This is a genomic window from Streptomyces nigra, assembly GCF_003074055.1.
In the GTDB taxonomy this organism is placed as follows: Bacteria; Actinomycetota; Actinomycetes; order Streptomycetales; family Streptomycetaceae; genus Streptomyces; species Streptomyces nigra.
Genome location: NZ_CP029043.1, coordinates 2,508,334 through 2,521,136 on the forward strand (window position 1 = coordinate 2,508,334; position 12,803 = coordinate 2,521,136).

Sequence of the window (12,803 nt, forward strand, 5' to 3'; positions counted from 1 at the left end):
ACGGGCGGGACCATGGGGCGGGCGTCCGGTCGGGCGCCCGCCCCTTCGTCATCCACAGGTCAGCTTGCGGGCCTCGGGCAGCGAGGCCGTGACCATCGCCCGCTCGAGCGCGATCTGGCGCTCACCGACCGCCCAGAAGTCCGGCTGGTCCGCTCCGCGCGGGACGCCGACGAGCACGGGGTCGCCGGCGCGGATGCCGGGGACGACGTTCTCGTCCACCACGAAGACCTGCTCCTTGTCGGGCTTGCTCCCCTTCGCGCCCTCTTCCGGGGCTTCCGGGACTTCCGGGAGGTGGACGCGGGTCAGGTGCAGGGTGATCCGCAGTGTGGTCGTCCCGGGGAGCCGTTCGACGACCGTGGTCTCGCCCTCGGCGACCAGCCGGGAGCAGGCCAGATAGCGGGCGCTGCCGAAGGCCACGCCGCGGGCGTCGGACTGCTTCTCGGCGGACGAGCCGGCGTCCAGGCCGGAGCTGTCGGCGGCACCGGTCCCGCCGCCGGACATCAGCCATCCCATGCCGGCCATCACGGAGGCCGCGGCGGCCACCGCGAGGCCGCCGAGGGCCAGGGAGAACGCCCGGCGCCTCGGCCGGGGGGACGGGCGGACGGACCGCGCGGGTTCGGGGGCGGGGGTCGCGGGGGGCGGCTCGGCGAGGGCGTGGCCGATGACGCCGAGCTGTTCGCGCAGCACCGCCAGGTCGGCCTCGGCGGCCCGGTGCTCGGCCAGGAAGGCGGCGTCCTCGTGGGCGCCGGGCGGCAGCGGTTCGCCGGTGATCGCGGTCATCAGGGCGTCGGCCCCGTCGTGTTCGGCGGACACGTCACACCACCTCGTCCTCGTGCAGGCGGGTCCGCAGCGTCCGGACCGCCGTGTGCAGCCTGCTCTTGACCGTGCCCTCGGGGATGCCGAGCTCCTCGGCGATCCCGCGCACCGGCAGATCGGCGTAGAAGCGCAGGACGACCACCTGGCGCAGGATGTCGGGCAGCTCGTCCAGGCCCCGGGCGACGGCGAGGGAGAGCACGCTGGTCTCCTCGCCGGAGGGGTGCGCCACGGGCTGGCGCAGCGCGGAGAGCCGCTCGCCCAGGCGTTCCTGCCGCTTGCGGGCCCGGTGCCAGTCCATGGCCAGGTTGGAGGCGACGACCGCCGCCCACGCGGACACGTCGCGCGGCGCCTCCTGGCCGCCGGCGGCCCGCTCCAGCAGCCGCAGACGGACCTGCTGCACCCCGTCCGGCAGGTCCGCCTGCGGCACCCCGCCCAGTGCGAGCACCGCCCGCACCCGGCGTTCCTGGGCCGCGTCCAGCGGGTCGTCCAGGACGTCGACGTCCCGGACGGCACCGCCCCCCTGTCCGCGGCGGGCCTTTCTGCGCAGCACAGCCACCCCTCCCCTCGCCGTGTGGTGCCTATGACGCGGGGAGGCGCCGAAACGTTCGGCGCGGTCCCCCGTTTTCCCCGCACCGAACAGAGGCGTACGTCACACCTTCGCGTAGCGGAGGGGGCGGTGGGCAGGCGAGCTTGCGGCGCGGGGCCGCCTCCGGGCCGGTTCTTCCAGCTCAGCACGGGTGTGAGCGGAACAACTGGAGCCGGGCGGCGGTCCCGCGGCGTCCCATGTCGTGGGCATCCTGGGCAAAGAATTGGACAGGTCGCCCGAGGTCGGACGCATGATGGAAAGGCCTCGGCCATGCAGCAGAGACAGACAAGCCACTCAGAAGGAGTCGCCGTGAGGGTCGGAATCGTCGGAGCCACCGGTCAGGTCGGCACGGTCATGCGCAGCATCCTCAAGGAGCGCGACTTCCCGGTCACGGAGCTGCGCCTGTTCGCCTCGGCCCGTTCGGCGGGGACGGTCCTGGACGGCGTGACGGTGGAGGACGCGGCGACGGCCGACTACTCCGGCCTGGACATCGTGCTGTTCTCGGCGGGCGGCTCGACCTCGAAGGCGCTCGCGCCGAAGGTCGCCTCCCAGGGCGCCGTGGTGATCGACAACTCCTCCGCGTGGCGCCGTGACCCCGAGGTCCCGCTGGTCGTCTCCGAGGTGAACCCGCACGCCATCGCGGACCGCCCCAAGGGCATCATCGCCAACCCGAACTGCACCACGATGGCCGCGATGCCCGTGCTGCGGCCGCTGCACGCCGAGGCGGGCCTGACGGCCCTGGTGGTCGCCACCTACCAGGCGGTGTCCGGTTCCGGTCTCGCCGGCGTGGACGAGCTGTTCGAGCAGGTCAAGAAGGTCGGCGACGACGCCCCGAAGCTCACCCACGACGGTTCGGCGGCGGAGTTCCCCGCGCCGAACAAGTACGTGGCGCCGATCGCGTACAACGTGCTGCCGATGGCCGGCTCGATCGTCGACGACGGCCTGAACGAGACCGACGAGGAGCAGAAGCTCCGCCACGAGTCCCGCAAGATCCTGGAGATCCCCGAGCTGAAGGTCTCCGGCACCTGTGTGCGCGTCCCGGTCTTCTCCGGCCACTCGCTGCAGGTCAACGCCCGCTTCGAGCGCCCGATCAGCGTGGAGCGCGCCAAGGAGCTGCTGGCGGGCGCGCCCGGCGTGGCCCTCACCGACGTCCCCACGCCGCTGCAGGCGGCCGGCCAGGACCCGTCGTACGTCGGCCGGATCCGGCAGGACGAGACGGTCGAGCACGGTCTCGCGCTGTTCCTGTCCAACGACAACCTCCGCAAGGGCGCCGCGCTGAACGCGGTGCAGATCGCGGAGCTGGTGGCGGCCGAGCTGAAGGCCTGACCGCCGCGCGGAAGCGGAAAGGGGCGCCCACCGGTTCGGTGGGCGCCCCTTCGTCGTCGTCGGGAGCGGTTACCCCTGCTCGGCCGCCGCGTCCGCGGCCTGGGCCTTCAGCGCCCGCTCCACACCGGAACGGGACTCCGAGACCAGACGGCGCAGCGCCGCGTTGGGCTGCGCCTCCGCCAGCCAGGCGTCGGTGCGGCGCAGGGTCTCCTCGGAGACCTGGAGCGCCGGGTAGAGGCCGACCGCGATCTGCTGGGCGATCTCGTGCGAACGGGACTCCCAGATGTCCTTGACGACCTCGAAGTACCGCTCCGTGTACGGGGCGAGCAGCTCGCGCTGGTCGGTCTGGACGAAGCCCGCGATGACCGACTCCTGGACGGCGTTCGGAAGCTTGTCGGACTCGATGACGGACGCCCACGCCTCGGCCTTGGCCTCGGCGCTCGGGCGGGCGGCGCGGGCGGTGGCGGCGTGGCGCTCGCCGGCGGCCGTACGGTCCCGCTCGTACTCGGCGGCGATCTCCGACTCGTCGTAGCGGCCCACGGCGGCCAGACGCTCCACGAACGCCCAGCGCAGCTCCGTGTCGACGGTCAGGCCCTCGATGGTCTGGGAGCCGTCCAGCAGGGCCTCCAGCAGGTCCAGCTGCTCCGGGGTGCGGGCGGTGGCCGCGAAGGCGCGCGCCCAGGCCAGCTGGTGGTCGCTGCCCGGCTCGGCCGCGCGCAGATGGGCCAGCGTGGCGTCCGTCCAGCGGTTGAGCAGCGCCTCGCGGGCGGCCGGGGCGGCGTACAGGTCGATGGCCAGCTTGACCTGGCGCTGCAGCGACTGCACGACACCGATGTCGGACTCCTTGCCGATGCCCGACAGGACCAGGGACAGGTAGTCGCGGGTGGCGAGCTCGCCGTCACGGGTCATGTCCCAGGAGGACGCCCAGCACAGGGCGCGGGACAGCGAGGAGTCGAAGTCGCCGAGGTGTTCGGTGACGAAGCCGAGGGACTGCTCGTCCAGGCGGACCTTGGCGTACGACAGGTCGTCGTCGTTGAGCAGGACGACCTGCGGGCGGGGCGTGCCGGTGAGCTGCGGCACGGCGGTCAGCTCGCCGTCGACGTCCAGCTCGAGGCGCTGGTCGCGGCGGAGCTTGCCGGTGGCCTCGTCCAGGTTGTAGAGGCCGACCGCGATGCGGTGCGGGCGCAGGGTGGGCTCGCCCTTGGCGCCCGCGGGCAGCGCGGGGGCGTCCTGGCGGATGGCGAAAGAGGTGATCGTGCCGCTGTCGTCGGTCTCGATCTCGGGGCGCAGGACGTTGATGCCGGCGGTCTCCAGCCACGCCTTCGACCAGGTCTTCAGATCGCGGCCGGAGGTCTCCTCCAGGGCGCCGAGCAGGTCGGACAGCCGGGTGTTGCCGAACGCGTGCCGCTTGAAGTACGCCTGCACGCCCCGGAAGAACTCGTCCTGCCCGACGTAGGAGACGAGCTGCTTGAGGACGGAGGCGCCCTTGGCGTAGGTGATGCCGTCGAAGTTGACGAGGACGTCGTCCAGGTCGCGGATCTCGGCCATGATCGGGTGCGTGGAGGGCAGCTGGTCCTGCCGGTACGCCCAGGTCTTCATCTGGTTGGCGAACGTCGTCCACGCGTGCGGCCAGCGGGTGCCGGGGGCGTGCGCCTGGCAGGCGATGGAGGTGTAGGTGGCGAACGACTCGTTCAGCCACAGGTCGTTCCACCACTCCATGGTGACCAGGTCGCCGAACCACATGTGGGCCAGCTCGTGCAGGATGGTCTCGGCGCGGCTCAGGTACGCCGCGTCGGTCACCTTGGAGCGGAAGACGTACTGGTCGCGGATGGTCACCGCGCCCGCGTTCTCCATGGCGCCCGCATTGAACTCGGGGACGAACAGCTGGTCGTACTTCTCGAACGGGTACGCGTAGTCGAACTTCTCCTGGAACCAGTCGAAGCCCTGCCGGGTCACCTCGAAGATGGCGTCCGCGTCGAGGTACTCGGCGAGGGACGGGCGGCAGTAGATGCCGAGCGGCACGGACTGCCCGTCCTTCTCGTACACGCTGTGCACCGAGTGGTACGGGCCGGCGATCAGCGCGGTGATGTACGTCGAGATCCGGGGCGTCGGCGCGAACGTCCAGACGTTGTCCTTCGGTTCGGGCGTCGGCGAGTTGGAGACGACCGTCCAGCCCTCGGGCGCCTTCACGGTGAACTGGAAGGTGGCCTTCAGGTCGGGCTGCTCGAACGACGCGAACACGCGCCGGGCGTCGGGCACCTCGAACTGGGTGTACAGGTAGACCTGCTGGTCGACGGGGTCGACGAAGCGGTGCAGGCCCTCGCCGGTGTTGGTGTACGCGCAGTCGGCGACGACGCGCAGGACGTTGCGTCCCTGGAGCAGGCCCGGCAGGGTGATGCGGGAGTCCTCGAAGACCTCGCCCGGGTCGAGCTGGTCTCCGTTCAGGGTCACCTCGTGGACGGTCGGTGCCACGAGGTCGATGAAGGAGTCGGCGCCGTTCTCCGCGACGTCGAAGCGCACCGTCGTGACGGACCGGTACGTGCCGCCCTCTGGCGCCCCGGAGAGGTCGAGATCGATCTCGTACGAGTCCACGGTGAGCAGCTTCGCCCGCTGCTGTGCCTCTTCGCGGGTCAGGTTTGTGCCAGGCACGCGGTCATCTCCTCGATATGTGTGGGTTCGGTCATCCTTCCATGGGACCTGACCGGAACGCGATGTCCAATACCCGCCGGTGGGCGGGGTCCGCGCGCGCGAGGCTGGGCCCATGACGACCCATCTCGTACATGCCATCGGTCCGGCGGTCCTGAAGGAGTTGCGCTCCACCGACGACGCGGGACGCCGGATGGTTCCCGTGACGGACGACGAGGGCGGGGCGCCGCTGCGCTGCTGCCTGCGCCGTGGCGAGCCCGGTGAGCGCGTCGCCCTCGTCTCGTACGCCCCGCTGCGCCGCTGGGCGGCGGGCGCGGGTGTCGATCCGGGGGCCTACGACGAACAGGGCCCGGTGTTCGTGCACGCCGAGGAGTGCGACGGCCCGGCCGGCGACGGCCCGCCCCTCGACGGCCCGCCCTTCGACGGGGCGCACCGGGTGGTGCGCCGCTACTCGGCGGACGGGGGGATCCTCGGCGGCCGGCTGGTGGAGCCGGGGGGCCTCGACGCGGCGTTCGCGCAGGCGTTCGCCGATCCGGCCGTGGAGTTCGTCCATGTGCGGGCCGTGGAGTACGGCTGCTTCCTGTACGAGGTGCGCCGGGGCTGAGCCGGTGGCGGGCACGGTCAGCCCAGGTGGGCCTTGAGGGCCGCCTCGACGGCCGCCGGGTCGGCGTCGTCCGCCGCCCAGGCCGCGTATCCGTCGGGCCGGACCAGAACGGTGGTGCGGCTGCCGTCCGCCCACTGCTCGCGGCGCACCAGGCCGTCCCGCCCGGTGTCCGTCCGCTCTCCGGCCGCCGGGGTGACCAGGACGAACCCCCGGTCGCGCAGGGCCTCGTAGAGGCGGCCGCCGCCGAGGAGGGCCGCGTCCGGCACCCGGTCGCCGGTCAGCGGGTGGGCGCCGCGCGGGGCGGGGTAGCGGTAGCCGATGCCCGAGATCTGGGCCAGGGCCTTGGCGCGGACCGGGCGGACGGCACGGCCGACGGCGGAGACCACGGCCCGCACGACCCGCAGCGCCGGGGTCTGGGCACGGGCGAGCCGGACCAGTCCGCCGCTGCTGCGCAGCACGGCCTCGCCGACCGGGTGGCGCTCGGCGTGGTAGCTGTCGAGCAGCCCCTCGGGCGCCCGCCCCCGCACGGCCGCCGCCAGCTTCCAGCTGAGGTTCGCGGCGTCCTGGAGACCGGTGTTCATGCCCTGGCCGCCGGCCGGCGAGTGCACGTGCGCGGCGTCGCCGGCGAGGAAGACCCGCCCCACCCGGTACTGGGGGACCTGCCGTTCGTCGCTGTGGAACCGGGAGAGCCAGCGGGCGTCGTGCATACCGTGGTCGGTGCCGAGCGCCCGCCGGGTGACCTCCCTGACCTCCTCCAGGTCGAGCGGGACGTCGTCGGGCACCTCGTGCCGGCGGTCCCAGCCCATGACGCGGTACCAGCCGTCGCCGAAGGAGGCGATCATCGCGAAGGTGCCGCCGGTGCCGTCGACGGTGAGCACACCCGCGGGCGGCTGGGCGAGGCGGACGTCGGCGAGGAAGAGGGACTTGATGACGGAGGTGCCGGGGAAGGGCAGGCCGAGCGCGCGGCGCACGGCGCTGCGGTGCCCGTCGGTGCCGACGACGTAGGCGGCGCGGAGGGTGGCGGCGGTGCCGTCCGGGGTGCGCACGTCCACGTCGATGCCGGTCGCGTCCTGCCGCAGCCCCGTGACCTCGTGCTCGTACCGGAAGTCGACGCCGAGGTCGCGGGCCCGCCGCTCCAGCAGCCGCTCGACCTCGTACTGCGGGGTGACGAGGAGGAAGGGGAAGCGGGACGGGAGGGTGCCGAGGTCGAGGGTGAGCCGGCGGAAGAGGCGCAGGCCGGTGATGGTGGTGCCGGTGGCGATCAGGTCGTCGGCGAGGCCGCGGGCGTCGAGCTGCTCCAGGGTGCGGGCGTGGACGCCGAAGGCGCGGGAGAGGTTGCTGATCGTGTGCGGGCGCCGCTCCAGGACGGTGACGGGGACGCCGGCGCCGGCGAGGTCGCCGGCGAGGAGCAGGCCGGTGGGACCGGAGCCGACGACGATCACGGTGTCGCGGGTGCTGTCGGTGCGGTTGCCGCTCATGAGAGACCCTCCCGAACGATGTCAACGATCGTTGGCCAACATCTGTAGGTCAACAGCCTCAGGTCAACAACTGTTGGTCAACGCTTGTTGGCAACGGTAGGACCGAGCCCGATGAAATGTCAACGCTTGTTGGCCATCGCTCGTTGGCCAATGCTTGTTGGCCCACGCATGTTGGCCTACGGTTGTTGATATGAACCAGAGCAGGCCCCGCACCCCCCGCCGCTCCGACGCCACCCGCACGGCGATCCTCGACGCGGCCCGCGAGCGCTTCGCGGCCGACGGCTACGACCGCGCCACCATTCGCGCCATCGCCCGCGACGCGAACATCGACCCCTCGATGGTGATGCGCTACTACGGCAACAAGGAAGGCCTCTTCGCGGCGGCGGTGGCGATCGACCTGAAGCTGCCGGACCCGGCGTCCCTGAGCCCCGACCGGGCCGGGCAGGCCCTGGTGACCCACTTCCTGACGATGTGGGAGCAGAACGAGGTGCTCACGGCCCTGCTGCGGGTCGGCGCGACCAACGAGGCGGGCGCCGAGCGGATGCAGGGCATCTTCGCGGACCAGCTGCTTCCGCTGGCCCTGCGGGTGTGCCCCGACCCCGAACAGGCTCCGGCCCGGGCCGCGCTGGCGTCCTCACAGCTGCTCGGCCTGGCCCTCACCCGCTATGTGCTGCGCTTCCCGCCCGCGGTGGCGCTGGCCCCCGAGGAGATCGTGGCGTGGCTGGCGCCGACGGTGCAGCGGTATCTCACCGCGCCGCACCCGGCGTAGAAGCGGAGCCACCGGCGCACGCACGAGGGCGCCGGCCCCGCCGGGCTACGCACACGCGTACACGGAACGGGACCGGCGCCCTCGACAGCGCGCGGCGGACTCGGAAGAGCTCGCGTCAGGCCTTCGCGTCGGCCTTGGTGGTGATGTTGGAGCTGGTCGGGTCCTTCTTCTTGTGCGACTTGTCCAGCACCATGACCAGGCCCGCGATGACCGCGAAGATCACGATCGGGGCGATCACGTACAGGGAGAGCGTCTCGATGACGCTCAGGCCCTGACCGGGGTCGTCGCCGTCGTCGCGCGTGAGCGCGAGGGCGGGGGACGACATCAGCAGCATCATCAGCGTCGTACCGGAGGCCAGGGCGCCGGCGCGCAGGGCGTTCTTCTTGTCCACGGGCCCAAAAGTACCGAACCCCGCCGGGCGCCGCGCGCCCGGGGTGCCGTCAGGACCGCGGGCCACGTCAGGACCCGGGGGTGCCGTCAGGAACGGGGGTACCGTCAGGAACGGGCCGTCTCCTCCCGGAGCACCTCCAGCAGCGCGCGGACCCGGGGCGAGGCCGTCAGCTCCTCCAGCGTCACCGGCCGCCCGTCCGCGTCCGCGACGGGCAGCCGCCAGTTGGGGTACTCGTCGGAGGTCCCCGGCAGGTTCTGCGGGCGCCGGTCGCCCACACCGTCCGGCAGCCAGACGCCCACCATCCGGGCCGGGGTGCGCAGCAGGAAGCGGTGCACGGCCCGGATGTCGGCCTCCTCGCCGCCCTCGCCGTCCGTCACCCCGAGCCCGGACAGCACGTCCCGCCACTCGGCGGTGTCGGCCGCGGCCTCCGCGCGCTCCTCGGCCAGCGGGCGGGTGGACAGGCCGAGCCGGTCGCGCAGTTCGACGTGCTCGCCGGTGAGGCGGGCCGCGGTGGGCGGCAGATCGTGGGTGGTGGCGGTGGCCAGGCAGTCGGCGCGCCAGGACTGCGGGGGCAGCGGGCGGCCGTCTCCGTCCCAGTCCCGCTCGAACCACAGCACGGAGGTGCCGAGCACCCCGCGCGCCCGCAGCCGCTCCCGTACGCCGGGCTCGACGGTGCCGAGGTCCTCGCCGATCACCACGGCCCCGGCCCGGGACGCCTCCAGCACCAGGACGGCGAGCATCGCCTCGGCGTCGTAGCGGACGTACGTCCCCTCGGTCGGGGGCCGGCCCTCGGGCACCCACCACAGCCGGAACAGGCCCATGACGTGGTCGATGCGCAGGGCGCCCGCGTAGCCGAACAGGGCCCGCAGCAGCATCCGGTAGGGCGCGTAGCCGGACGCGGCCAGCCGGTCCGGGCGCCACGGCGGCAGCCCCCAGTCCTGGCCGCGCGCGTTGAAGGCGTCCGGGGGCGCGCCGACCGACATCCCGGCCGCGAAGAACTCCTGCTGCGCCCAGGCGTCCGCGCCGTCCGGGTGCACCCCGACGGCCAGGTCGTGGACGATCCCGACGGGCATCCCCGCCTCCCGCGCGGTCCGCTGCGCGGCGGTCAGCTGGGTGTCGGTGAGCCAGGCGAGCCTGCGGTGGAGGTCGACACGGCCGCGCAGCGCGTGGCGCGCGCGGGCGGTCTCCTCGGACCTCGGGTCCCGCAGCCCCTGCGGCCAGCGCCGCCAGGCCGGTCCGTGGACCTCGGCCAGCGCGCACCAGGTGGCGTGGTCCTCCAGCGCCCGCCCCTCGCGTTCGAGGAAGGCGTCGTACGCGGCCCGGCGGGCGGGGTCGAGCGGCACCTCCAGGACGAGTTCCAGCGCCGCGCGCTTGGCCTCCCAGACGGTGTCCCGGTCGATCAGCGCGCCCTTCTCCAGGACCCCTTCGCGCAGCCGCGCCGCCCGCTCCAGCAGGGCGTCCAGGCGTGCGCGGTCCTCGACCCGGGCGAACTCGGGGACGTCCTCGACCCGCAGATGGACGGGGTCGGGGAAGCGCCGGGAGGAGGGCCGGTAGGGGGACGGGTCGGTGGGCGGCCCGGGTACGGCCGCGTGCAGCGGGTTGACCTGCACGAACCCGGCGCCGAGCGTGCGTCCGGCCCAGTCGGCCAGGCCGGCCAGGTCACCGAGGTCGCCCATGCCCCAGGAGCGCCGGGACAGCAGGGAGTAGAGCTGGACGAGGAGCCCGTACGTCCGTCCGGGGGGTGCGGGCAGCCGGGGCGGGGCGACGACGAGGTGGCTGTGGGCGGTGCGGCCGTCGGGCGCGGCCGCGGTCAGCCGGTGCACGCCGGGGGCAGCCGGGCGGTGCCGTCGCGGGTCTCGCCGTCCTCGGTGGTGACGGTCAGCCGGGTGCCGGGCGGCAGCGCGGCGAGGGCGGTGCCCGGGGGCTCGCCGGACCAGGAGACGACGGTCGGGGGGAGCAGACGCTCGCGCAGTTCGCGTTCGCGGGCGGTCAGGGCGGCGGCGACCGCGGCGGGCGTACTCGCGTCGACGCCGAGGGCGGTCAGCGCGCGGGTGAGGGCGGTGGCCGAGGCCGTGACCGCACGGTCGGGGGACGGCCGGTAGGAGACGGCGACGCCGTGCAGGGCGGCGAGCCGGGACAGATCGTCGGAGGGCGGGTCCTGGGGCTGCTCGGACCCTTCGGCAGGGGTGTCGGCCGACCGCGTCTGTGTCATCTACGGCCTCGGGGCGCTCATGTCCATGTCCATACCGGTGTGCATACCCGGATCCACGTCCATGTCCCAGTAGGCGGCCTCACTCGTCAGGGGCACGGCGTCGGCGAGCGGCGGCTCGCTCGTGAGGGGTTCGGCGTCGGGGAGCGGGGGTTCGCTGGTGAGGGGGGAGGCGGCGCAGGCGCCCTCCGCGCTGAAGACGCAGGCGTACGTCTCGTGATCGAAGGGCGCCTCAGGTTTGGACGGGGCCGATGCGATGGGCACGGGCTTCTCCTCGGGTCTCGGTCGACGGCGGATTACCGCAGCCCTACCCAAAGGGCGGGAGGGCAGACGTCTTCGGTCCGACAACGTGCCCTGCGTCACATTCGGTTCGGACGGTCGCACGGTGAACCGGAACCGCCGGGGCCGTCGATAGACGGGGTGTGAGACTGTTCCGCCCCATGGGGGGCCAGCGGGAGAAGGACGAGGGGGACGCCGCCCTGCTCCGGGCCGTCGCGGCCGGTGACCCGGCGGCGATGGGCACCCTGTACGACCGGCACGCGGGCTGGCTGCACGCCCGGCTGACGCGGCGCTGCGCGGACCCCGAGGTGGTGCGTGAGGTCCTCCAGGACACCTTCGTCACCGTGTGGCGGTCGGCGGGGGCGCACCGGGGCGAGGAGGCGGGCGGCTGGCTGTGGACGATCGCGGCCCGCCGGCTGATCGACGCGCGCCGCGCCCAGGAGCGGTCCGGGCGACTGGAGACCACCCCGATCGACACGACCAGGACCGGCACCGGAACAACCCCGTCAGCGCCCTCCGCGGAGGAGAGGGTGCTGGCGGGGCTGGAGTACGGCGATGTCGGCACCGCCCTGGACCGGATCTCCCCGGAGCTGCGGGAGGTGCTGCGCGCCACGGTCGTCGACGGGCTGACCACCCGTGAGACGGCCCGGCTGCTCGGCATCCCGGAGGGCACCGTCAAGACCCGGGCGAGGCGTGCCCGCGCCGAACTGCGCGCCGCGCTCGCCCAGTTGGCCCCGTCCCCGATGGGAGGCCCGGCATGACCGGCTGGCACGCACCCGAGACGCTGATCGCGCGCTACGCCGACGGGTCGCTGCCCGACGCCGACGCCTGGTCCCTGGAGAAGCACCTGGAGTCCTGCACCTCCTGCGCGGGCCGGGTCTCGGGGGCGGTGCGGGCCACGTCGGCGGGGACGGTACTGGCGGACGTCCGCGATGCCGTCCTGGCCGCCGCCGCACCCGCACCGGCCGAGGCCGCCCCACAGGACCTGCGCGATGCCGTCCTGGCCGCCGCCACACCCGCACCGCCCGAAGCCCCGCCGCTGCGCACCCCCCGTCTCCTGTGGGCCGCCGCCCCGGCCGTGCGCGGCGCCTGGCTGCCCGCCGTCCTGCTCGTCGTGCTCTCCGCCGTCCTGCTCGCGCATGTCGCTGGCTTCTCGGGGGCCCGCCCCCTGCTGCTGGCCGTCGCGCCGGTCGTCCCGGTCGCCGGGGTGGCCCTGTCCTACGGCCGGCACGCCGACCCGCTGCACGAACTGGCCGCGTCCACCCCGTCGGCGGGGCTGCGCCTGGTGCTGACCCGCACCGCGGTCGTGCTGGCGGTGAGCCTGCCGCTGCTGACCCTCGCCGGGCTGGTGCTGCCGTCCCCGGGCGCGCCGGGTGCCGTCGCCTGGCTGCTGCCCGGACTCACCCTGACGCTGGCCGCGCTGGCCCTCGGCGGCTGGCTGGGGCTGCGCACGGCGACGGCGGTGACCGGCGGCGGCTGGCTGTGCGCCGTCCTGGCCCCGGCGCTCGCGTCCCCCGACGGCGCGGTCGCCCGGCATCTCTCGGACCAGCTCTCCGCCTACGTGGGCGGCGCCGCCACCCAGGGCGGCTGGGCGGCGGCAGCGGCCCTGTGCGCGCTCCTGGTGGCGGCCCGGCGCACGGCGTACGACCGCCTCGAACGCTTCTGACAGACACCACTTCCCGGTAAGTACGTACGTACT

General features: G+C 73.9%; 11 protein-coding genes and 1 pseudogene. 5 read left to right on the plus strand and 7 right to left on the minus strand.

Annotated elements, in window-relative coordinates:
• Window positions 1-48: 48 nt before the first annotated feature.
• Both DC008_RS11580 and DC008_RS11585 read right to left on the minus strand, forming a co-directional pair.
• The gene (locus tag DC008_RS11580) at window positions 49-813 is read right to left on the minus strand and encodes a hypothetical protein (protein WP_108706905.1); all 765 of its coding nucleotides are present in this window, start codon (window positions 811-813) and stop codon (window positions 49-51) included.
• A 1-nt stretch (window position 814) separates the two neighbouring features.
• On the minus strand, window positions 815-1,372 hold the full coding sequence (locus DC008_RS11585) for a sigma-70 family RNA polymerase sigma factor (RefSeq protein WP_370592164.1): 558 nt from the start codon (window positions 1,370-1,372) through the stop codon (window positions 815-817).
• A 339-nt stretch (window positions 1,373-1,711) separates the two neighbouring features.
• On the opposite strand from DC008_RS11585, the gene DC008_RS11590 reads away from it, so the two are divergent.
• Window positions 1,712-2,728 carry an aspartate-semialdehyde dehydrogenase gene (locus tag DC008_RS11590; protein WP_055623892.1) on the plus strand — a complete coding sequence of 339 codons (1,017 nt, stop codon included), beginning with the start codon at window positions 1,712-1,714 and terminating at the stop codon, window positions 2,726-2,728.
• Window positions 2,729-2,797: 69 nt separating this feature from the next.
• Here DC008_RS11590 and pepN read toward each other — a convergent pair whose 3' ends face one another.
• Entirely contained in the window at window positions 2,798-5,377 is a 2,580-nt protein-coding gene (pepN, locus tag DC008_RS11595; protein WP_108706906.1) for an aminopeptidase N, read from the minus strand.
• Window positions 5,378-5,489: 112 nt separating this feature from the next.
• Between pepN and DC008_RS11600 the strand changes: the two genes are divergently transcribed.
• Window positions 5,490-5,978 carry a DUF1203 domain-containing protein gene (locus tag DC008_RS11600; protein WP_108706907.1) on the plus strand — a complete coding sequence of 163 codons (489 nt, stop codon included), beginning with the start codon at window positions 5,490-5,492 and terminating at the stop codon, window positions 5,976-5,978.
• 17 nt (window positions 5,979-5,995) lie between these two features.
• Here DC008_RS11600 and DC008_RS11605 read toward each other — a convergent pair whose 3' ends face one another.
• Window positions 5,996-7,456, minus strand: a complete 1,461-nt coding sequence (locus DC008_RS11605; RefSeq protein ID WP_108706908.1) for an FAD-dependent monooxygenase — start codon at window positions 7,454-7,456, stop codon at window positions 5,996-5,998.
• Window positions 7,457-7,646: 190 nt separating this feature from the next.
• Here DC008_RS11605 and DC008_RS11610 point away from each other — a divergent pair, with 190 nt between their 5' ends.
• Window positions 7,647-8,225 carry a TetR/AcrR family transcriptional regulator gene (locus tag DC008_RS11610; protein ID WP_108706909.1) on the plus strand — a complete coding sequence of 193 codons (579 nt, stop codon included), beginning with the start codon at window positions 7,647-7,649 and terminating at the stop codon, window positions 8,223-8,225.
• 115 nt (window positions 8,226-8,340) lie between these two features.
• Here the strand turns inward: DC008_RS11610 and DC008_RS11615 are convergent, their stop codons facing one another.
• The 3 genes and pseudogenes from DC008_RS11615 to DC008_RS11625 form a co-directional block, all read right to left on the minus strand.
• Complete coding sequence (locus DC008_RS11615; protein ID WP_055623897.1) at window positions 8,341-8,616, minus strand: hypothetical protein; 276 nt, start codon at window positions 8,614-8,616, stop codon at window positions 8,341-8,343.
• A 104-nt stretch (window positions 8,617-8,720) separates the two neighbouring features.
• A pseudogene (gene malQ, locus DC008_RS11620) lies at window positions 8,721-10,828 on the minus strand (4-alpha-glucanotransferase).
• Complete coding sequence (locus tag DC008_RS11625; protein ID WP_108706910.1) at window positions 10,829-11,089, minus strand: hypothetical protein; 261 nt, start codon at window positions 11,087-11,089, stop codon at window positions 10,829-10,831. It lies immediately after the preceding pseudogene.
• 176 nt (window positions 11,090-11,265) lie between these two features.
• On the opposite strand from DC008_RS11625, the gene DC008_RS11630 reads away from it, so the two are divergent.
• Together DC008_RS11630 and DC008_RS11635 are read left to right on the plus strand one after the other, a co-directional pair.
• Window positions 11,266-11,865 (plus strand): RNA polymerase sigma factor, encoded by a 600-nt coding sequence (locus DC008_RS11630; protein ID WP_108706911.1) that lies wholly within the window; start codon window positions 11,266-11,268, stop codon window positions 11,863-11,865.
• Window positions 11,862-12,770 carry a zf-HC2 domain-containing protein gene (locus tag DC008_RS11635; protein WP_108706912.1) on the plus strand — a complete coding sequence of 303 codons (909 nt, stop codon included), beginning with the start codon at window positions 11,862-11,864 and terminating at the stop codon, window positions 12,768-12,770. Before DC008_RS11630 ends, DC008_RS11635 begins: the two co-directional genes overlap by 4 nt.
• Window positions 12,771-12,803 lie beyond the last annotated feature (33 nt).

Coding starts and splice junctions, on each gene's coding strand:
- DC008_RS11600 (WP_108706907.1), top strand. CDS start 5,490: ATGACGACCCATCTCGTACATGCCATCGGTCCGGCGGTCCTGAAGGAG.
- DC008_RS11605 (WP_108706908.1), bottom strand. CDS start 7,456: ATGAGCGGCAACCGCACCGACAGCACCCGCGACACCGTGATCGTCGTC.
- DC008_RS11610 (WP_108706909.1), top strand. CDS start 7,647: ATGAACCAGAGCAGGCCCCGCACCCCCCGCCGCTCCGACGCCACCCGC.
- DC008_RS11630 (WP_108706911.1), top strand. CDS start 11,266: ATGGGGGGCCAGCGGGAGAAGGACGAGGGGGACGCCGCCCTGCTCCGG.
- DC008_RS11635 (WP_108706912.1), top strand. CDS start 11,862: ATGACCGGCTGGCACGCACCCGAGACGCTGATCGCGCGCTACGCCGAC.